Source organism: Enterobacter sp. UPMP2061, from assembly GCF_053709615.1.
In genome coordinates, this window is record NZ_JBSKJP010000001.1 from 654,925 (window position 1) to 675,099 (window position 20,175).

The window sequence follows — 20,175 nt, forward strand, 5'->3', positions numbered from 1 at the left end:
CGCGGGTTATATCGCCATAAAGGGATGACGACTCAAAGAGCCAGTATTTTGAAACCATCAACATCCCTTCGCCACTCAAATAAATTCACTAAATTTGATTTAAGGCAATGTGATGTCAATCCTTGTTCAGATCGGAGGTAATAAGAGCATAGCCCAATAATTAAGGGGGCGTATATTCTGCTGTCGTGACCCACAGCCTGCCGCTATACTGCTGATAACTTGAAGGAAAAAGTGGCCGAATTGCGGGGGATGTATGCTACTCGAACGTGTGGAGATTGTCGGGTTTCGCGGGATTAACCGCCTGTCGCTGCAACTGGAACAGAACAACGTCCTGATAGGCGAAAATGCCTGGGGTAAATCCAGCCTGCTGGATGCCCTGACGCTGCTGCTTTCGCCCGAAGAGAACTTGTACCACTTCGTTCATGATGACTTCTGGTTTCCGCCAGGGGATGTCAACGGACGCGAGAAACACCTGCATATCATTCTGACCTTCCGCGAATCCGAGCCCGGACGCCATCGCGTGCGTCGTTTTCGGCCTATGTCGCCCTGCTGGGTGCCCTGTGAAGATGGTTTCCAGCGTATTTTCTATCGCCTTGAGGGCGAAATGGCGCAAAACGACGGGGTGTTAACCCTGCGTGAATTTCTTGATGAGAAGGGAAATCCGATCCCGCTCGATAATATTGACGAGCTTGCCCGCCATCTTATCCGCCTCTCCCCCGTGCTGCGCTTACGAGACGCGCGCTTTATGCGGCGGATCCGTAACGGCACCGTGCCGAATATGCCCGAGGTGGAGGTGACCGCCCGCGAACTGGATTTCCTCGCCCGTGAACTGGTCTCACGGCCGCAGAACCTCACCGACGGCCAGATCCGTCAGGGACTGTCTGCCATGGTGCAACTGCTGGAGCACTATTTCTCCGAGCAGGGAACGGGGCAGGCGCGCCACCGTCTGATGCGTCGCCGCTCGCACGATGAACAACGAAGCTGGCGCTATCTCGATATTATCAACCGCATGATCGACCGCCCCGGCGGGCGCACGCATCGGGTGATCCTGCTGGGATTATTCTCCACGCTTTTACAGGCGAAAGGGACGGTGCGCCTGGATCGGGACGCGCGCCCGCTGCTGCTGGTGGAAGATCCGGAAACGCGGCTGCACCCGATTATGCTTTCCGTGGCATGGCATCTTCTTAATTTGCTGCCGTTGCAGCGAGTCACCACCACGAATTCCGGAGAGCTGCTCTCTCTGACGCCGGTGGAGTATGTCTGCCGCCTGGTGCGTGAATCGTCGCGGGTCACCGCTTACCGGCTCGGACCCGGCGGGTTAAATGCCGAAGATGGCCGACGAATTGCGTTTCATATCCGTTTTAACCGTGCCTCTTCCCTGTTTGCCCGCTGCTGGTTGCTGGTGGAAGGGGAAACGGAAACCTGGGTGATAAACGAGCTGGCTCGCCAGTGCGGACACCACTTTGACGCCGAAGGGATCAAAGTGATCGAATTTGCTCAGTCTGGCTTAAAACCGCTGATCAAATTTGCGCGCCGGATGGGGATAGAGTGGCACGTACTGGTGGATGGCGATGAGGCGGGTAAAAAATATGCGGCGACCGTGCGCAGCCTGCTCAATAACGATCGTGAAGAGGAGCGGGAACATCTGACCGCGCTGCCTGCGATGGACATGGAGCACTTTATGTACCGCCAGGGATTTGACGACGTCTTTCACCGCGTGGCGATGATCCCGGTAGATGTGCCCATGAAGATGCGCCGGGTGATTGCCAAAGCTATCCATCGGTCGTCAAAACCGGATTTGGCCATTGAAGTTGCGACGGAAGCGGGCAGGCGAGGCGTGGAGTCGGTGCCCACGCTGCTGCGTAAAATGTTCTCCCGCGTCCTCTGGCTGGCTCGCGGGAGGGCCGATTAACGGGCAGTCGCCTGCGAAACCTGTTGGATCAGGCTATTAAGCAGGGCATAGCGGCGGCGGTATTCGGACCGTTTTTTACTCGCAATCTCTTCCATCGGCTTGCGTGGCATGGTCAGTGGCAGGGCAAAGTTGCCGTTATCCTGCTGCTGTCCGCCAAGGGAGCGCCAGAAGCTGTCATAGTCAGCCAGCAATTTTCCCTCTTTTTTCTTGCGATAGCGCCAGCTGCGGTAGATGTGGGTGGCGTTACTCACCGCGAGGATCTGCTCGACCGGGAAGGCGCCTGCCAGCGTCATGACCGCTTCAACCAGCAGACGTTTTGGGAACAGTCCGTGACAGGCTTTGGTCGCCAGCTGAATGTGCTCGTGCGGGACATGCGCTTTCGCCCCCTGCATTCCGCCGATGAAGAGCGTTGGCTTGCCCTGGTATGTGCACAGCGTAAAGGTCAGCTCGGCCAGCACCGTGTTCTGGTGGTCGCAAAAAGTGAGGGTCGCTTCCCCTTCTTTGTCCAGAAACGCATCCGCGCTCAGGCGAACGCTAAACTGCTGCTCCTCTTTGCCCGTTAACGTCACCAGCATAATGCCCTGGCTGGAGAGGTAACCGTTCAGCAGCGACGCCGGAAGATGGCGGCTCATCATCTCATAGTGATCGTTCAATGCGTCCAGCGTAGTCTGACGGCCCATATTGACGGTCAGCCACGGCCGGTGCAGGCGGCACGGCAGGCCGGGCTGCACGCGCAGGATCTGCATCAGACGGGGCTGTTTTGCAAGATTTCCGAGCAGGCGCGCAGTGGTGAACGGCGTTGCCAGCGAGCGCAACATAAACTTACGTCGATAGGCCGGATTTTGCCACGCCAGCCCCGGCGTGAGGGAACCCGATGCCAGGCTTTTAAACAGTTGCCAGCCCGATTTAGGCTGGGGCAGCGTTGAATAAGGTGTATCGACGATGGAAGACATGTTAGATCCTGCTTCTGGTGGAATATCGCTATTTCAGCAGGCGCTTTATCAACATCGGGTAAACAATTCCCGACGATTACGGGGATCGGGGGTTTCGTTGAGGAGTGGTTTAGATAAAATCAACGGTGATGATAGCCAGAACAATTATTTGGAATATTTATGAACCTGAAGGGAAAACGCAGAAAGCTGTTTCTGCTGCTGGCGGTAGTGGTGTTAGCGGGCGGATTCTGGTTATGGAAGGTACTGAACGCGCCGGTACCACAGTATCAAACGCTGATTGTTCGTCCGGGCGAGCTGCAACAAAACGTGCTGGCGACGGGGAAACTGGATGCCCTGCGTAAGGTTGACGTGGGCGCGCAGGTCAGCGGTCAGCTTAAAACCCTGTCAGTTGAGATTGGCGATAAGGTTAAAAAAGGCCAGCTGCTGGGCGTGATCGATCCTGAGCAGGCGCAAAACCAAATCCGCGAAGTGGAAGCGACGCTGATGGAGCTGCGCGCGCAGCGCGCGCAGGCTCAGGCGGAGCGTAATCTCGCTCAGGTCACCCTGACGCGCCAGCAGGCGCTGGCGAAAACGCAGGCTATCTCGAAACAGGATCTGGACACAGCCGCCACGGAGCTGGCGGTGAAGCAGGCGCAGATTGGCACCATCGATGCGCAAATCAAACGGAATCAGGCCTCGCTGGATACGGCGAAAACCAACCTCGATTACACGCAAATCGTTGCGCCAATGGCCGGGGAAGTGACGCAGATAACCACCCTGCAAGGCCAGACGGTCATCGCCGCGCAGCAGGCGCCGAACATCCTGACCCTGGCGGATATGAGCACCATGCTGGTGAAAGCCCAGGTATCCGAAGCGGACGTCATTCACCTTAAGCCGGGGCAGAAAGCCTGGTTCACGGTGCTGGGCGATCCGCAAACCCGCTATGAAGGGGTGCTGAAAGATATCCTGCCGACGCCGGAGAAGGTCAACGACGCTATCTTCTACTATGCGCGTTTTGAGGTGCCAAACCCGCAGGGCGTGCTGCGTCTGGACATGACCGCCCAGGTGCATATCCAGCTGACCGGCGTGAAAAACGTGCTGACGGTTCCGCTCTCCGCGCTGGGTGAATCCGCCGGGGACAATCGCTACAAGGTGAAAGTGCTGCGCAACGGCGAAAGCCGCGAGCGGGAAGTGGTGATTGGCGCACGTAACGACACCGATGTGGTGGTGGTAAAAGGGCTGGAAGAGGGTGAGGAAGTGGTCACCAGCGAAACCCTGCCCGGAGCCGCGCAATGACGGCGCTGCTTGAGCTGAATGACATTCGTCGCAGCTATCCGTCCGGCGACGGGCCGGTGGAGGTGCTGAAGGGCATCTCCCTGCGCGTTGAAGCCGGTGAGATGGTGGCGATTGTCGGGGCGTCGGGCTCGGGTAAATCAACGCTGATGAACATTCTTGGCTGTCTGGATAAGCCCACCAGCGGCACCTATCGCGTGGCCGGGACGGATGTTTCCACCCTGGACGGCGACGCGCTGGCGAAGCTGCGTCGCGAGCATTTTGGCTTTATTTTTCAGCGTTACCATCTGCTTTCACACCTGAGCGCGGCGCAGAACGTGGAGGTGCCAGCGGTGTATGCGGGCGTCGAGCGCAAAAAACGCCTTGAACGCGCGAAGGCGCTGTTAACGCGTCTTGGGCTGGCGGAGCGTGTTGATTATCAGCCTTCGCAGCTTTCAGGCGGTCAGCAGCAGCGCGTGAGTATTGCCCGCGCGCTGATGAACGGCGGACAGGTGATCCTCGCTGATGAGCCAACCGGTGCGCTCGACAGCCATTCCGGTGAAGAGGTGATGGCGATCCTGCATCAGCTGCGCGATCAGGGGCATACGGTGATTATTGTCACCCACGATCCGCAGGTGGCAGCGCAGGCGGAACGCATCATTGAGATCCACGACGGCGAGCTGGTCAGCAACCCGCCGCCACGTCAGTCCAGAGCGGCGGCGCCGAAAGAAGCCTTACCTGCGTCCACCGGCTGGGGACAGTTCTCCAGCGGCTTTCGTGAAGCGCTGACCATGGCCTGGCTGGCGATGGCGGCCAACAAAATGCGCACCCTGCTGACCATGCTCGGCATCATTATCGGTATTGCCTCGGTGGTGTCGATTGTGGTGGTGGGCGATGCGGCGAAACAGCTGGTGCTGGCGGATATTCGCGCCATCGGGACTAACACCATCGACGTTTACCCCGGCAAAGATTTTGGCGACGACGAGCCGCAGTATCAGCAGGCGCTGAAATACGACGATCTGGCGGCTATTCAGAAGCAGCCGTGGGTGAACTCCGCCACGCCTGCCGTGTCGCAAAACCTGCGTCTGCGCTACGGCAACATCGACGTGGCGGCCAGCGCTAACGGCGTCAGCGGAGATTACTTCAACGTCTACGGCATGACCTTCAGCGAAGGGGCGACCTTCAACGCGGAACAGCTGGCGGGCAGGGCGCAGGTGGTGGTGTTAGACGCTAACTCGCGCAGACAGCTTTTCCCCAATAAAACCCGTGTGGTGGGGGAAGTGATCCTGGTGGGTAACATGCCCGCCACGGTGATTGGTGTGGCGGAAGAGAAACAGTCCATGTTTGGCAGCAGCAAGATCCTGCGCGTCTGGCTGCCGTACAGCACCATTTCCGGGCGCATTATGGGACAGTCCTGGCTCAACTCCATTACCGTGCGAGTGAAAGAGGGCTACGACAGCGCGCTGGCGGAACAGCAGCTCGAGCGGCTGTTAACGTTGCGCCACGGGAAAAAGGATTTCTTCACCTGGAACATGGACGGCCTATTGAAAACGGCCGAAAAGACCACACGTACTCTTCAGCTGTTCCTGACGCTGGTGGCGGTGATTTCGCTGGTCGTCGGCGGGATAGGGGTGATGAACATTATGCTGGTGTCGGTGACCGAACGTACACGGGAGATCGGCATCCGCATGGCGGTCGGAGCCAGAGCCAGCGACGTGCTCCAGCAGTTTCTGATTGAAGCGGTGCTGGTGTGTCTGGTGGGAGGCGCAATGGGGATTGCGCTCTCGATGATGATCGCCTTCGCGCTCCAGCTCTTTTTACCGGGGTGGGAGATTGGCTTCTCACCGATGGCGATCCTCACCGCGTTTTTGTGCTCCACCTTTACCGGCATTTTGTTTGGCTGGCTGCCGGCACGAAACGCGGCGCGGCTGGATCCGGTGGATGCGCTGGCGCGGGAATAACCCGAAAATAAAAATGCCAGCCGATCGGGCTGGCATTTTGCCTGCGGGGTGTACACAATGAATCAGAGAGCTATGCAACCGTTTCTGCTTCAACGGGCACGATAAGACTGGCGTGATTGCCTTTTGGCCCCTGGTGTACATCGAACCGGACGGACTGCCCGGCTTTGAGCGTCCTGTAACCATCCATCTGAATGGTGGAATAGTGAGCGAAGATATCCTCGCCGCCGCCTTCGGGGCAAATGAAGCCAAACCCCTTGGCGTTGTTGAACCACTTAACAGTACCCATTTCCATGCTTCGACATCCTTCGTAAATCTTATAAATTAAGATGGAATGAACCGGTGGTGGAGTGGGGGCTGTTCAAAACCTCGCCAACTCACGCTTGTACAATTTAGAGAAACGGAAGAAGCCGTCAAGCGTTTGGCGCTGGAGTTGGGACAATAATCAACCAAAATTTGAGGCAGTTAACGCTATTGCAACAGTTTGTGACAGACATCGCGGATGACAGTAATAGATGATTGTTATCTAACATCTGAGGTAGATTCAAAGTGGTTATGCATAATGGGTAAGACCAACGATTGGCTGGATTTTGACCAGCTGGCGGAAGATAAAGTGCGCGACGCGCTAAAACCGCCATCTATGTATAAAGTTATGTTAATGAACGATGATTACACGCCGATGGAATTTGTTATTGACGTGCTACAAAAGTTCTTTTCTTATGATGTTGAACGTGCAACGCAACTGATGCTTACCGTTCATTATCGTGGCAAAGCGATCTGCGGCATCTTTACTGCCGAGGTTGCGGAAACCAAAGTAGCGATGGTGAACGACTATGCAAGGGAGAACGAGCATCCGTTGCTGTGTACGCTGGAAAAGGCCTGATAAGGCATAAAATTGGGGGAGGTGCCTATGCTCAATCAAGAACTGGAACTCAGTTTAAACATGGCTTTCGCCAGAGCGCGTGAGCACCGACATGAGTTTATGACCGTCGAGCACCTGCTGCTCGCACTGCTTAGCAACCCATCTGCCCGCGAAGCGCTGGAAGCCTGCTCCGTGGATCTGGTGGCGCTACGTCAGGAACTCGAAGCCTTCATCGAACAAACTACACCGGTGCTGCCAGCCAGTGAAGAAGAGCGCGACACGCAGCCGACGCTCAGCTTCCAGCGCGTGTTGCAGCGCGCGGTTTTCCACGTCCAGTCTTCCGGACGTAGCGAAGTGACTGGCGCCAATGTCCTGGTCGCCATCTTCAGCGAGCAGGAGTCCCAGGCGGCCTACCTGCTGCGTAAACACGAAGTCAGCCGGCTCGACGTGGTCAACTTCATCTCTCACGGAACGCGAAAAGACGAGCCTAACCAGGCATCGGATCCCAGCGGACAGATCAACAGCAATGAAGAGCAAGCAGGCGGGGAGGATCGTATGGAAAACTTCACCACCAACCTTAACCAGCTTGCTCGCGTTGGCGGTATCGACCCGCTGATTGGCCGCGACAAAGAGCTGGAGCGTGCCATCCAGGTACTGTGCCGTCGCCGTAAGAACAACCCGCTGCTGGTGGGGGAATCTGGCGTGGGTAAAACCGCGATTGCCGAAGGGCTGGCCTGGCGCATTGTGCAGGGCGACGTGCCGGAAGTGATTGCCGACTGCACCATCTACTCGCTGGATATTGGCTCGCTGCTGGCGGGCACCAAATACCGCGGTGATTTCGAAAAACGTTTCAAAGCGCTGTTAAAACAGCTGGAGCAGGACACCAACAGCATTCTGTTTATCGATGAGATCCACACCATCATCGGCGCAGGTGCGGCCTCCGGTGGCCAGGTGGATGCCGCTAACCTGATCAAACCGCTGCTCTCCAGCGGCAAGATCCGCGTGATGGGCTCCACGACGTACCAGGAGTTCAGCAACATCTTTGAGAAGGATCGTGCGCTGGCGCGTCGTTTCCAGAAAATCGACGTGACCGAGCCGTCGGTTGACGAAACGGTGCAGATCATCAATGGCCTGAAAACCAAGTACGAAGCGCACCACGACGTGCGTTACACCGCGAAAGCGGTCCGTGCGGCGGTGGAACTGGCGGTGAAATACATCAACGATCGTCATCTGCCGGATAAAGCGATCGACGTGATTGATGAGGCGGGTGCGCGTGCGCGCCTGATGCCAGCCAGCAAGCGTAAGAAAACCGTGAACGTGGCGGATATCGAGTCCGTAGTGGCCCGCATCGCGCGTATTCCTGAGAAGAGCGTTTCTCAGAGCGACCGTGATACGCTGCGCACCCTCGGCAATCGCCTGAAAATGCTGGTCTTTGGTCAGGATAAAGCCATTGAGGCTTTAACCGAAGCGATCAAGATGGCCCGTGCTGGCCTGGGGCATGACCACAAGCCTGTCGGTTCCTTCCTGTTCGCCGGCCCGACCGGGGTGGGTAAAACCGAGGTGACGGTTCAGCTCTCCAAAGCGCTGGGCATTGAGTTGCTGCGCTTTGATATGTCCGAGTATATGGAGCGTCATACCGTCAGCCGTTTGATTGGTGCGCCTCCGGGATACGTGGGCTTTGACCAGGGCGGCCTGCTTACGGACGCGGTTATCAAGCATCCGCACGCGGTACTGCTGCTCGATGAAATCGAGAAAGCGCACCCGGACGTGTTCAATATCCTGTTGCAGGTGATGGACAACGGGACGCTGACCGATAACAACGGGCGCAAGGCCGATTTCCGCAACGTGGTGCTGGTGATGACCACCAATGCGGGCGTGCGGGAAACCGAGCGTAAATCCATCGGCCTGATCCACCAGGATAACAGCACCGATGCGATGGAAGAGATCAAGAAGATCTTCACGCCGGAGTTCCGTAACCGTCTGGACAACATTATCTGGTTCGATCATCTGTCTACCGAGGTGATTCATCAGGTGGTGGACAAGTTCATCGTCGAGTTGCAGGTTCAGCTGGATCAGAAAGGCGTGTCGCTGGAAGTGAGCCAGGAGGCCCGCAACTGGCTGGCTGAGAAAGGCTACGACCGTGCGATGGGCGCCCGTCCGATGGCGCGCGTGATTCAGGACAACCTGAAGAAACCGCTGGCAAACGAGCTGCTGTTTGGCTCGCTGGTGGACGGCGGCCAGGTAACGGTGGGGCTGGATCAGGCGAAGAACGAACTGACGTACGATTTCCAGAGTGCGGCGAAGCACAAGCCGGAAGCGGCTCACTGATTTTCTTTAGTGTAAAAGCCGGGTTTTTAACCCGGCTTTTTTGTGTCCGCTTTTCTCCCTCTCCCTGTGGGAGAGGGTCAGGGTGAGGGCATCAGACCGCACTAAAATACCTCTTCCTGAACAGCCACACTAAAGCCATAAATAAAAAAGGCCGGGAATATCCCGGCCTTATTTAATATTCATCTGCCATTACAGGCGAAAACAATTAGCGACTACGGAAGACAATGCGGCCTTTGCTCAGGTCGTACGGGGTCAGCTCAACAGTCACTTTGTCGCCCGTCAAAATGCGGATATAGTTTTTGCGCATTTTACCGGAGATGTGCGCAGTTACCACGTGACCGTTTTCCAGTTCTACGCGAAACATGGTATTAGGCAACGTATCAAGTACGGTACCCTGCATTTCAATATTGTCTTCTTTGGCCATCTAATCCTCTGGGGTATCACTACCAAGTTTTGAACCGGCAAGATAATGCCGAAATTCCTCAATTAAGTAAAGAATTGCGCGTTTAAAACGCAGCAAAACAGTCTCAGCGTATTGCCCAAGCGTCACGGTACAACCGAACGGAAAGCGCATTCGTAAAGGGGAGACGACAGGATAAACGTAAGGACGTTATCTGAAGCGAGGGTCCCAAACGGCGGCGGGGCAACAGGCAGAAGCTACTCTGCGGCGTAATTATAACACCCTCATAAAAAATATGCGGAAAACATTTAGGCATTGGGTATAAAGAGCGTTCTGGGAACCCAAAAATCGCGTGGTAGGGTCTTCTTTCGGCACTGTTCCAGGTGTTCGATATAGTGTCGGCGGGAGATTTCAACGGCGCCGAGCGAGGCGGTGTGCTCATTCAGCACCTGGCAATCCATCAGCCGTCCGCCGCGTCGGGCAAATTCCTCGCTAAACACCAGCAGCGCGGTTTTCGACGCATTCGTGGCGCGGGAGAACATCGACTCGCCGCAGAACAGCGTGCCCTGCGCCACGCCGTACATTCCGCCGACGAGGTTATCCTCTTTCCATACTTCAATAGAGTGCGCGTAGCCCAGCTCATGAAGCTGGTGGTAGGCGATAATGATATCGCGGGTTATCCAGGTGCCTTCATGACGATCTTCAGCGCAGCCTTCGATAACCTGGCCGAAGGCGTGATTGAGCGTGACGCGAAAGGGGGATTTTGCATGAAAACGCTTCATGCTGCGGCTCAGGTGAAACTGTCCAGGCCACAGCACGGCTCGCGGGTCGGGAGACCACCATAAGATCGGGTCGCCGGGAGAAAACCACGGGAAGATGCCGCGCTGGTAAGCCATTAAGAGCCGTGCCGGGCTGAGATCGCCGCCCAGAGCCAGCAAGCCGTTAGGTTCACGCAGCGCCCCCTCCGGTGAAGGGAACGCAATATTATGGCGAGAAAGCTGCACCAGGCGCATGACAACAGAACTCCAGTACGCGAGAGAGGACGCTACAAATATAGTCTACAGGCGCTGTTTAAACTGGTAGTAGCGACCCTGTTTTGCCAGCAGCTCTGCGTGACTACCTTGCTCAATTATGTGTCCGTTGTCCATCACAATTATCTGATCGAAATTCACCAGCCCGCGCAGACGGTGCGTGACCATCAGCACGGTTTTACCTTTCATCACATTCGCCAGTAAATCAAGGATTTGGCTCTCTGTCGTGGCATCCAGTCCTTCTGTCGGTTCATCCAGCAGCATCAGCGGCGCATCGTGCAGCAGCGCACGCGCAATGGCCAGACGACGCAGTTCGCCGCCGGAAAGCTGTCGACCCCCTTCACCCAGCCAGCTGTTCAACCCGTCGTCTTCAAGCAGCTTGTGCAGCCCAACCTGCTCCAGCATTGCCCGCAGCGTATCGTCGGAGGCGTCTGGTGCCGCCAGAAGAAGATTATCGCGCAGCGTAGCGCTGAACAGATGCACCCGCTGGGGCACGACGCTGACCGTTTTACGCAAGGCCGCTTCGCTAAAACCAGACAGCGGAACGTCGTTAAACAGAATCTCGCCCTGCTGTGGGTCCCACGCGCGCGTGAGAAGTTGCAGAAGTGTCGATTTCCCACATCCCGTACGGCCAAGGATCGCAATGCGCTGCCCGGCATCAACAGAAAGGGTGATGTCTTCCAGCGCGTTTTGCGCCTGCTTGTCGTAGGCGAAAGTGACATTGCTGAGCGTCAGCGCGACCTGCTCTGGCACAGCGGTTTGACCCGCGCTGAACTTCACTTCCGGCTCCTGCTCGGCAATATCCGTAATGCGTAGCGCAGAGGCAATCACCTGGCCGAGATGCTGAAAAGCGCCCGTGACCGGGGCTAAGGCTTCAAAGGCTGCCAGGGCACAGAAAACAAACAGCGCAATCAGCGGGCCAGGCTGCGCGTTACCGCCCACGCCACCGGAGGCCATCCAGAGCATGGCGATGACGGCAATCCCACCAATTAACATCATCAGCGCCTGGGAGAACGCGGTCAGTTCAGACTGGCGCCGCTGGGCTTCATGCCAGTTCAGCTCCGTATTTTCCATGCGGGCGCGGTACCGTTTGCTGGCGCCAAAAAGGGTGAGCTCGGCCTGTCCCTGCAACCAGGCGGTGAGCTGCTGGCGATATTCCCCTCGCAGGCGCGTCAGGTTTTCCCCGGTGGTTTTACCTGCACGATAAAACAGGGGCGGCAGAATAATCAGCGTCATCAGCATGATGCCGCCGAGCGTCAGTGCGATGGGAACATCCAGGAAACTCAACGCCAGCGTGACCACGACAATCACTACAAACGCGCCCACCATAGGTGAAATGACGCGCAGATAGAGGTGATCCAGCGTATCCACATCTGCGACCACGCGGTTGAGTAATTCGCCCTGTCGAAAACGTGCCAGCCCGGCAGGGGAGAGGGGCAGCAGTTTGCTGAAGGTGTAAATACGCAGGTGTTGCAGCACGCGGAAGGTCGCGTCGTGGCTGACCAGACGTTCGAAGTAGCGTCCGGCAGTTCGCGTAATCGCCGTGCCGCGCACCCCGGCGGCAGGCAGCATGTAGTTAAAGCTGTACAGCCCGGCAAAGCCTGCGGCCGCAGACGCGGAGAGGAACCAGCCGGAAAGCGTAAGCAGACCGATGCTGGCCAGCAGAGTAACGATCGCCAGCACGATCCCGAGCGTCAGCATCCATTTGTGGCGTTTATACAGTGCAAGATACGGAAGCAGGGCGCGCATCAGATATCCTCCTGACGGTTCGCCAGCAGGGTCGCAAACGGCCCCTGCGCGGCAACAAGCGCGGCGTAATCGCCTTGTTCAACAATGTGTCCGTTTTCCATCACCCAGATCTGATCCCAGTCGGCAATACCTTCCAGCTGGTGAGTCACCATCATGGTGGTTTGCTGGCGTGAGGCTGCGTTAAGCGCATCCATCACGCGCTGCTCGCTGTGAGCGTCCAGGCTGGCCGCAGGTTCGTCCAGCAGCATTAGCGAAGAGGGATTCAGCAGCGCACGGGCGACCGCGACGCGCTGTGCCTGGCCAACTGACAGCCCGGCAGACTGATCGCCAATGACGGTATCGACACCCTGCGCAAGCAGCGGCAGAAACTCGCTGACCCAGGCGCGGTCGAGGACCGATTGCAGCTCATCTTCACGCGCATCCGGGCGTGCCAGCAGCACATTCTCGCGCAGCGTCGGAGCTGGCAGCTGAGGGTTTTGCCCCACCCAACTCAGCTGTTTACGCCAGGCATCAGGATCGAGCTCGCGCAGCTCCGTTTTATTGATACGCAGCGATCCGGTGTACGCCATAAAACCTGACAGCGCATTCAACAATGAGCTTTTACCTGAGCCGCTGGTACCCACCAGCACCACACGTTGCCCGGCAGGCAGGGTAAAGTTCAGCGGACCGGCCAGCACTTTGCCTTCAGGCGACAGAACAGAAAAATCCTGTGCTTCAATGGTCACCGGATCGTTCGTGTTCAGCGTTACCTCACCACGCTCTGGATTCGCCAGCGGCGTTTCCATGAAGGTTTTCAGGCTGTCGGCAGCACCCACCGCCTGCGCTTTGGCATGGTAAAAGGTGCCGAGATCGCGAAGCGGCTGGAAAAATTCCGGGGCCAGGATCAGCGCCAGGAACCCGGCGGAAAGCGTGACCGCCGTACCGTAGTGGCCAAAGTCCAGCGCGCCGAGGTAGGAGAAGCCAAAGTAAACCGCCACCAGCGCAATCGACAGGGAGGTGAAAAATTCGAGCACGCCAGAAGAGAGAAAGGCCATGCGCAACACTTCCATGGTGCGCTGACGGAAATCCTGCGACGCCAGGCGAATGTTTTCGGTTTCCGCTTCACCACGACCGAAGATCCGCAGGGTTTCCATTCCGCGCAGACGGTCCAGGAAATGACCGCTCAACCGACCCAACGCCAGGAAGTTACGACGGTTAGCATCTGCCGCGCCCATGCCGACCATCGCCATAAACAGCGGGATGAGCGGGGCGGTGCCTAGCAGGATCAACGCCGCCACCCAGTTAACAGGGAAGATGGCGATAACAATCATCAGGGGCACAAACACCGCCAGCGCCATCTGGGGAAGATAACGCGCGTAGTAATCGTGCATATCGTCGATTTGCTCAAGGATCAGCGTCGCCCAGCTGCCGGCTGGCTTACCCTGGATCCACGCAGGCCCGGCTTCCGAAAGCCGATCGAGCACCTTGCGGCGAATCTCATAGCGGATGTGCTGCCCGGCGTGGAACCCAACCCGCTCGCGCAGCCAGACCACCCACGCACGCAGAACGAAAACCAGCACCAGAACGATAAACGGCAACAGCAGCGCTTCGCGCGGGATGTTCTCCATGATCATATGGTTGAGAATGCGGGCCAGCAGCCATGCCTGGGCAACAATCAACAGACCGCTGATGAATCCCAGAACGCGGGAAATCATAAGCCAGCGGCGGGACAGAACGCTTTGCTGTTTCAGCCAGCGGGTTAACTCTTGTTGACGGGTTTTTTCCATTGCGTACTTTGCAGGTGACGTTATAAGAAATTAGACCTCTGCATGTTACACGCGAGCAAAAATAAAGGCGACCAGTGGCCGCCTTTATTTACGTTTGTTACTGACTTGTAAAGATTATTTGCCTTGTTCAGCCAGCCCGTCCAGGTAGCGTTCTGCGTCCAGCGCGGCCATACAACCGGTGCCCGCAGAGGTGATCGCCTGACGATAAATATGGTCCATCACGTCGCCAGCTGCGAAGACACCCGGAACGCTGGTCTGGGTGGCGTTGCCGTGAATGCCAGACTGCACTTTGATGTAGCCGTTCTCCAGCTCCAGCTGGCCTTCAAAGATAGCCGTGTTCGGGCTGTGACCGATTGCCACAAACAGGCCCGCCACTTCCAGCGTTTCGACGTTATCGGTGTTCTGGGTATCACGGATACGCAGTCCCGCCACGCCCATCTGATCGCCAGTCACTTCTTCCAGCGTACGGTTGGTATGCAGCACAATGTTGCCGCTCGCCACTTTGTCCATCAGGCGTTTAATCAGGATCTTCTCCGCGCGGAAGGTGTCGCGACGGTGAATCAGGTGTACTTCTGAGGCAATATTTGCCAGATACAGCGCTTCTTCCACTGCGGTGTTACCGCCGCCGATCACGGCGACTTTCTGGTTGCGATAGAAGAAACCGTCGCAGGTCGCGCAGGCAGATACGCCTCGGCCTTTGAACGCTTCTTCAGATGGCAGACCAAGGTAACGGGCAGAGGCGCCTGTGGCGATGATCAGCGCATCGCAGGTGTATTCGCCGCTGTCACCCGTCAGGCGGAACGGACGGTTCTGCAAATCCACTTTATTGATGTGGTCGAACAGGATTTCGGTTTCGAATTTGGCGGCATGCTCGTGCATGCGCTCCATCAGCAGCGGCCCGGTCAGGTCGTTCGGGTCGCCAGGCCAGTTTTCCACTTCCGTGGTGGTGGTCAGCTGACCGCCTTTTTCCATCCCGGTGATCAGTACCGGTTGCAGGTTAGCGCGTGCAGCATAGACCGCTGCGGTATATCCCGCAGGTCCAGAACCAAGGATTAGCAGCTTACTGTGTTTGGTCGTGCCCATGAGATCCCCATTGTTGTTGGCAGGCAATGGGCTGGATTGTAGGGAATTTGTTGCCGTAAAAAAAGAGCAGGAGAGTTTTGCTTTCGATATATGCAATAGACGCGCCCTATGGGTCAGAGGCGGTCACATCACTTCTGCTACTGAAAACCGCGCGTTTATAAGGCAATAAAATGAGGATTAATACCCCTCCGTAATGAATATCCGGCATGTTGTACTAAAAATCGATGTTTTGCTTTGACAATCCCCTGCGCTTTTGCGAAAACATTCAAGGAAGAAAAAAAGACGCACGAACTGCATGCCGCATAGACATGCACGGAAATGCCATTTTTACCGGGTCAGTGAAATCTACGCATGGTGTGGACAGACGCCATACGTGATGTCTGTGACTGCTTTCGGGCAACGGTCTTCTTACCGCAGAACCCGAATCTACATCGCGTCTAATACATAACCAGGCGATGTGATGAATAACGGGTCCAGGCTCTGAACAGTGATGTGCACAGGGTCCAGGCAGGAGTAGGGAAGGAATACAGAGAGACAATAATAATGGTAGATAGCAAGAAGCGCCCTGGCAAAGATCTCGACCGTATCGATCGTAACATTCTTAATGAATTGCAAAAGGATGGGCGTATTTCCAACGTCGAGCTTTCAAAACGTGTGGGACTTTCCCCGACGCCGTGCCTTGAGCGTGTGCGTCGACTGGAAAGACAGGGTTTTATTCAGGGCTATACGGCTCTGCTGAACCCGCATTATCTGGATGCCTCACTTCTGGTATTTGTTGAGATTACTCTGAATCGTGGTGCACCAGATGTGTTTGAGCAATTTAACGCCGCTGTACAAAAACTTGAAGAAATTCAAGAGTGTCATCTGGTTTCCGGTGATTTTGACTACCTGTTGAAAACCCGTGTGCCTGATATGTCCGCCTACCGTAAGCTGCTGGGTGAAACCCTGCTGCGTCTGCCAGGCGTGAACGACACCCGTACTTATGTGGTGATGGAAGAGGTCAAACAGAGCAATCGTCTGGTTATTAAGACGCGCTAACACGGAACAGGTGCAAAATCAGTGTAGTTTGATTACACTCCTGTTAATCCATACAGCAACAGTGCCGGGGAGTCCCGGCGCTGTTGTCCGTTTTAGCACACAGGCAGGACATGCCTGATACCTGGAGAGCCTTTCTTGAGCCAGGAATACACTGAAGACAAAGAAGTCACATTATCTAAGCTAAGCAGCGGACGTCGTCTCCTTGAGGCGTTACTGATTGTTATTGCCCTTTTTGCCGTCTGGCTGATGGCTGCCTTACTCAGTTTCAACCCCTCAGATCCCAGCTGGTCGCAAACCGCATGGCATGAGCCTATCCATAATTTAGGCGGCGTTCCCGGTGCCTGGCTTGCGGACACGCTCTTCTTCATTTTCGGTGTGATGGCCTATACCCTTCCCGTCATCATTATTGGCGGATGCTGGTTTGCCTGGCGTCATCGACAGAACGATGACTACATCGATTATTTTGCCGTTTCGCTGCGCCTGATTGGCGCCCTGGCGCTGATCCTCACCTCCTGCGGACTGGCGGCGATCAACGCCGATGACATCTGGTACTTCGCCTCAGGCGGGGTGATTGGCAGCCTGTTGAGCTCCGCGCTGCAACCGATGCTTCACAGCAGCGGCGGCACGCTGGCGCTGCTTTGTATCTGGGCAGCGGGCCTGACGCTGTTTACCGGCTGGTCCTGGGTGAGCATTGCCGAAAAAATCGGCAGCTTTATTCTGACTCTGCTGACGTTTGCCAGCAATCGCACCCGTCGTGACGATACGTGGGTCGATGAAGATGAATATGAAGATGAGTACGAAGAGGAAGACGAGGCACCTGTGCAGCGTCGTGAATCCCGCCGTGCCCGTATTCTGCGCGGTGCTCTGGCGCGCCGCCAGCGCGTTGCTGAAAAATTCGCTAACCCGTTAGGCCGTAAAACGGATGCCGCGCTTTTCTCCGGCAAACGTATGGATGAAGAGGAGCAGATTGAGTATCGCGGCGCGGCCGTCGATCCTGATGATGTTTTGTTCTCTGGTCATCGAGCTACGCCGGGTGAGTATGACGAATACGATCCGCTGTTGCATGGTCATTCCGTGACTGAACCGGTAGCCGCTGCTGCTGCCGCAACGACGGCTGCGCAGGCCCATGTTGCGCCTGTTGAAGCCGTGATGCCGTCCTCGCCTGTTCCTGCACCGGAGTCCGCGATCCAGCAACCGCAGGTGGACTGGCAGACTGCGCCAGGTGTCCATACGCCTGAACCGACCATTGCGCCGGAGCCTGAAAGCTATATTCCTGTGCAGCAGGAACAGTGGCAGCAACCGTATCAGCCGCCTGAGCCTGCCAGCGAGCCGCAACAGCCGTATCAGGCTTATACGCCCGAACCTGCTGAACCTGAACAGCCATACGTTGCGCCGGTGTCTGAACCCGAAGTGGTGGAGGAAGCGAAGCCATCCCGTCCGCCATTGTACTATTTTGAAGAGGTGGAAGAGCGCCGTGCCCGAGAGCGCGAGCAGCTTGCCGCCTGGTATCAGCCCGTGCCTGAGCCGGTGCAGGAGCCTGTTGTAAAAGCGCCTTCTGCGAGCGTTGCACCTGTAGACCCAGCGCCAGCCGTTGCGTCGGGAGCGGAAACCGTGAAGCAGGCAACGGCAGCCGCTGCCGCGTCCGCTCCGCTATTCAGCCCGGCAACCGACGGTGCGCCGCGTCCTCAGGTAAAAGAGGGCATTGGTCCACAATTGCCGCGCCCTAATCGCGTGCGCGTACCGACGCGCCGGGAGCTGGCCTCTTATGGCATTAAACTGCCTTCCCAGCGTATGGCGGAAGAAAAAGCCCGTGAGTCCGACTACGAAGATGATGCCGACGAACTGCATCAGGATGAGCTGGCGCGTCAGTTTGCCGCCCAGCAGACTCAACGCTACGGGAATGAGTACCAACACGATGTTCATTCTCAGCAGGATGAAGATGATGCTGCCGAAGCGGAATTAGCGCGTCAGTTTGCGGCCACGCAACAGCAACGTTATTCCGGTGAGCAGCCTTCGGGGGCAAACCCGTTCTCGCTCTCGGATTTTGAATTTTCTCCGATGAAAGATCTGGTGGATGACGGTCCGAGCGAACCGCTGTTCACGCCGAGCGTGATGCCAGAAGCGGAACCGGTGCGCCAGGCGCCAGCGCCGCAGGCTTATGCGCAGCCGCATACACCGCCGGCCCAACCGCCGCAGCCGCAGTTCCAGCAGCCAGCACCACAGCCGCAGGAAAGCCTGATTCACCCGCTGCTGATGCGTAACGGAGACAGCCGTCCGCTGCAACGACCAAGTACGCCGTTGCCGTCGCTGGATCTGTTAACGCCGCCGCCAGCGGAAGTCGAACCGGTGGATACTTTTGCTCTTGAGCAGATGGCCCGTCTGGTGGAAGCACGTCTGGCTGACTTCCGTATTAAAGCGGACGTGGTGAACTACTCCCCTGGCCCGGTGATCACCCGTTTCGAACTGAACCTGGCGCCAGGCGTAAAAGCGGCGCGTATTTCTAACCTGTCCCGTGACCTGGCGCGTTCTCTGTCGACCGTGGCGGTACGCGTGGTGGAAGTGATCCCAGGTAAGCCTTACGTTGGCCTTGAGCTGCCAAACAAGAAACGCCAGACCGTTTATCTGCGTGAAGTTCTGGATAACACCAAATTCCGTGACAACCCGTCCCCTCTGACCGTGGTGTTGGGTAAAGATATCGCTGGCGATCCGGTGGTTGCCGATCTCGCGAAGATGCCGCACCTGCTGGTTGCGGGTACCACCGGCTCCGGTAAATCGGTCGGGGTGAACGCCATGATCCTCAGTATGCTCTACAAAGCGCAGCCTGAAGATGTGCGTTTCATCATGATCGACCCGAAAATGCTTGAACTGTCCGTCTACGAAGGCATTCCGCATCTGTTAACGGAAGTGGTGACCGACATGAAGGACGCCGCCAACGCATTGCGCTGGAGCGTCAATGAAATGGAGCGTCGCTACAAGCTGATGTCTGCGCTGGGCGTGCGTAACCTGGCCGGTTATAACGAGAAAATCGCTGAGGCGGCACGTATGGGCCGTCCGATTCCGGACCCATACTGGAAGCCGGGTGACAGCATGGATGCCCAGCATCCGGTGCTGGAAAAACTGCCTTACATCGTGGTGCTGGTGGATGAGTTCGCCGACCTGATGATGACCGTTGGCAAGAAAGTGGAAGAGCTGATTGCGCGTCTGGCACAGAAAGCGCGTGCGGCGGGGATCCACCTGGTGCTGGCAACGCAGCGTCCGTCCGTAGACGTTATCACCGGTCTTATTAAGGCAAACATCCCGACCCGTATCGCGTTTACCGTGTCGAGTAAAATTGACTCGCGTACTATCCTGGACCAGGGTGGTGCAGAGTCGCTGCTGGGTATGGGTGATATGCTCTATTCCGGCCCGAACTCCACCTCGCCGGTGCGCGTACACGGTGCGTTTGTTCGCGACCAGGAAGTGCATGCGGTGGTGCAGGACTGGAAAGCGCGCGGTCGGCCGCAATACGTTGACGGCATCACCTCCGACAGTGAAAGCGAAGGTGGCGGCGGTGGTTTTGACGGCGGCGAAGAGCTGGATCCGTTATTTGACCAGGCGGTTAATTTCGTTACCGAAAAACGTAAGGCGTCCATCTCCGGCGTCCAGCGCCAGTTCCGTATTGGCTACAACCGCGCGGCGCGTATTATCGAGCAGATGGAAGCCCAGGGTATTGTGAGCGAACAGGGGCATAACGGTAACCGTGAGGTGCTGGCGCCACCGCCGTTTGATTAACCTTCAGCGATTGCAAAGAAGGGTAAATCAGCAAAAATTAAGCATATTCTTCTGTCGCCTGCCTTCGGGCAGG

At 56.8% G+C, this 20,175-nt stretch carries 14 protein-coding genes; 7 read left to right on the plus strand and 7 right to left on the minus strand.

Going from position 1 to position 20,175, the window contains the following annotated elements; genetic code table 11:
* Positions 1-253 precede the first annotated feature (253 nt).
* Positions 254-1,912 carry an ATP-dependent endonuclease gene (locus tag ACWKXX_RS03115; protein ID WP_284329783.1) on the plus strand — a complete coding sequence of 553 codons (1,659 nt, stop codon included), beginning with the start codon at positions 254-256 and terminating at the stop codon, positions 1,910-1,912.
* Here ACWKXX_RS03115 and ACWKXX_RS03120 read toward each other — a convergent pair.
* Positions 1,909-2,865, minus strand: coding sequence for a VirK/YbjX family protein (locus tag ACWKXX_RS03120; protein WP_261666338.1), 957 nt, complete (start codon positions 2,863-2,865; stop codon positions 1,909-1,911). The genes ACWKXX_RS03115 and ACWKXX_RS03120 overlap by 4 nt on opposite strands.
* 159 nt (positions 2,866-3,024) lie before the next feature.
* Here ACWKXX_RS03120 and macA point away from each other — a divergent pair, with 159 nt between their 5' ends.
* Both macA and macB read left to right on the plus strand, forming a co-directional pair.
* Positions 3,025-4,140 carry a macrolide transporter subunit MacA gene (gene macA / locus ACWKXX_RS03125; RefSeq protein ID WP_015570985.1) on the plus strand — a complete coding sequence of 372 codons (1,116 nt, stop codon included), beginning with the start codon at positions 3,025-3,027 and terminating at the stop codon, positions 4,138-4,140.
* Entirely contained in the window at positions 4,137-6,077 is a 1,941-nt protein-coding gene (macB, locus tag ACWKXX_RS03130) for a macrolide ABC transporter ATP-binding protein/permease MacB (protein WP_015570984.1), read from the plus strand. Before macA ends, macB begins: the two co-directional genes overlap by 4 nt.
* A 70-nt stretch (positions 6,078-6,147) precedes the next feature.
* Here the strand turns inward: macB and cspD are convergent, their stop codons facing one another.
* Positions 6,148-6,369: a cold shock-like protein CspD gene (gene cspD / locus ACWKXX_RS03135; RefSeq protein ID WP_006809408.1), complete on the minus strand. Its 222-nt coding sequence runs from the start codon at positions 6,367-6,369 to the stop codon at positions 6,148-6,150.
* A 267-nt stretch (positions 6,370-6,636) separates the two neighbouring features.
* Here cspD and clpS point away from each other — a divergent pair, with 267 nt between their 5' ends.
* Positions 6,637-6,957: an ATP-dependent Clp protease adapter ClpS gene (gene clpS / locus ACWKXX_RS03140; RefSeq protein ID WP_006174393.1), complete on the plus strand. Its 321-nt coding sequence runs from the start codon at positions 6,637-6,639 to the stop codon at positions 6,955-6,957.
* A 27-nt stretch (positions 6,958-6,984) separates the two neighbouring features.
* Positions 6,985-9,264, plus strand: coding sequence for an ATP-dependent Clp protease ATP-binding subunit ClpA (gene clpA / locus ACWKXX_RS03145; RefSeq protein ID WP_006809407.1), 2,280 nt, complete (start codon positions 6,985-6,987; stop codon positions 9,262-9,264).
* 205 nt (positions 9,265-9,469) lie between these two features.
* Here the strand turns inward: clpA and infA are convergent, their stop codons facing one another.
* The 5 genes from infA to trxB all read right to left on the minus strand — a co-directional run bounded on the left by infA (position 9,470) and on the right by trxB (position 15,293).
* Positions 9,470-9,688 (minus strand): translation initiation factor IF-1, encoded by a 219-nt coding sequence (gene infA / locus ACWKXX_RS03150; protein WP_002211347.1) that lies wholly within the window; start codon positions 9,686-9,688, stop codon positions 9,470-9,472.
* Between the two features lie 284 nt (positions 9,689-9,972).
* Positions 9,973-10,677, minus strand: a complete 705-nt coding sequence (gene aat / locus ACWKXX_RS03155; protein WP_032103403.1) for a leucyl/phenylalanyl-tRNA--protein transferase — start codon at positions 10,675-10,677, stop codon at positions 9,973-9,975.
* A gap of 45 nt (positions 10,678-10,722) precedes the next feature.
* Positions 10,723-12,444: a heme ABC transporter ATP-binding protein/permease CydC gene (gene cydC, locus ACWKXX_RS03160; protein ID WP_261666337.1), complete on the minus strand. Its 1,722-nt coding sequence runs from the start codon at positions 12,442-12,444 to the stop codon at positions 10,723-10,725.
* Positions 12,444-14,210 (minus strand): heme ABC transporter permease/ATP-binding protein CydD, encoded by a 1,767-nt coding sequence (cydD, locus tag ACWKXX_RS03165; RefSeq protein ID WP_047364582.1) that lies wholly within the window; start codon positions 14,208-14,210, stop codon positions 12,444-12,446. The genes cydC and cydD overlap by 1 nt, the downstream gene beginning before the upstream one ends.
* Positions 14,211-14,324: 114 nt before the next feature.
* Entirely contained in the window at positions 14,325-15,293 is a 969-nt protein-coding gene (gene trxB / locus ACWKXX_RS03170; RefSeq protein WP_003858303.1) for a thioredoxin-disulfide reductase, read from the minus strand.
* A gap of 543 nt (positions 15,294-15,836) precedes the next feature.
* Here trxB and lrp point away from each other — a divergent pair.
* Together lrp and ACWKXX_RS03180 are read left to right on the plus strand one after the other, a co-directional pair.
* The gene (lrp, locus tag ACWKXX_RS03175) at positions 15,837-16,331 is read left to right on the plus strand and encodes a leucine-responsive transcriptional regulator Lrp (protein WP_000228469.1); all 495 of its coding nucleotides are present in this window, start codon (positions 15,837-15,839) and stop codon (positions 16,329-16,331) included.
* Between the two features lie 135 nt (positions 16,332-16,466).
* Positions 16,467-20,102, plus strand: a complete 3,636-nt coding sequence (locus ACWKXX_RS03180) for a DNA translocase FtsK 4TM domain-containing protein (RefSeq protein WP_196083339.1) — start codon at positions 16,467-16,469, stop codon at positions 20,100-20,102.
* Positions 20,103-20,175: the final 73 nt, after the last annotated feature.

Coding starts and splice junctions, on each gene's coding strand:
- ACWKXX_RS03115 (WP_284329783.1), top strand. CDS start 254: ATGCTACTCGAACGTGTGGAGATTGTCGGGTTTCGCGGGATTAACCGC.
- ACWKXX_RS03120 (WP_261666338.1), bottom strand. CDS start 2,865: ATGTCTTCCATCGTCGATACACCTTATTCAACGCTGCCCCAGCCTAAA.
- macA (WP_015570985.1), top strand. CDS start 3,025: ATGAACCTGAAGGGAAAACGCAGAAAGCTGTTTCTGCTGCTGGCGGTA.
- macB (WP_015570984.1), top strand. CDS start 4,137: ATGACGGCGCTGCTTGAGCTGAATGACATTCGTCGCAGCTATCCGTCC.
- cspD (WP_006809408.1), bottom strand. CDS start 6,369: ATGGAAATGGGTACTGTTAAGTGGTTCAACAACGCCAAGGGGTTTGGC.
- clpS (WP_006174393.1), top strand. CDS start 6,637: ATGGGTAAGACCAACGATTGGCTGGATTTTGACCAGCTGGCGGAAGAT.
- clpA (WP_006809407.1), top strand. CDS start 6,985: ATGCTCAATCAAGAACTGGAACTCAGTTTAAACATGGCTTTCGCCAGA.
- infA (WP_002211347.1), bottom strand. CDS start 9,688: ATGGCCAAAGAAGACAATATTGAAATGCAGGGTACCGTACTTGATACG.
- aat (WP_032103403.1), bottom strand. CDS start 10,677: ATGCGCCTGGTGCAGCTTTCTCGCCATAATATTGCGTTCCCTTCACCG.
- cydC (WP_261666337.1), bottom strand. CDS start 12,444: ATGCGCGCCCTGCTTCCGTATCTTGCACTGTATAAACGCCACAAATGG.
- cydD (WP_047364582.1), bottom strand. CDS start 14,210: ATGGAAAAAACCCGTCAACAAGAGTTAACCCGCTGGCTGAAACAGCAA.
- trxB (WP_003858303.1), bottom strand. CDS start 15,293: ATGGGCACGACCAAACACAGTAAGCTGCTAATCCTTGGTTCTGGACCT.
- lrp (WP_000228469.1), top strand. CDS start 15,837: ATGGTAGATAGCAAGAAGCGCCCTGGCAAAGATCTCGACCGTATCGAT.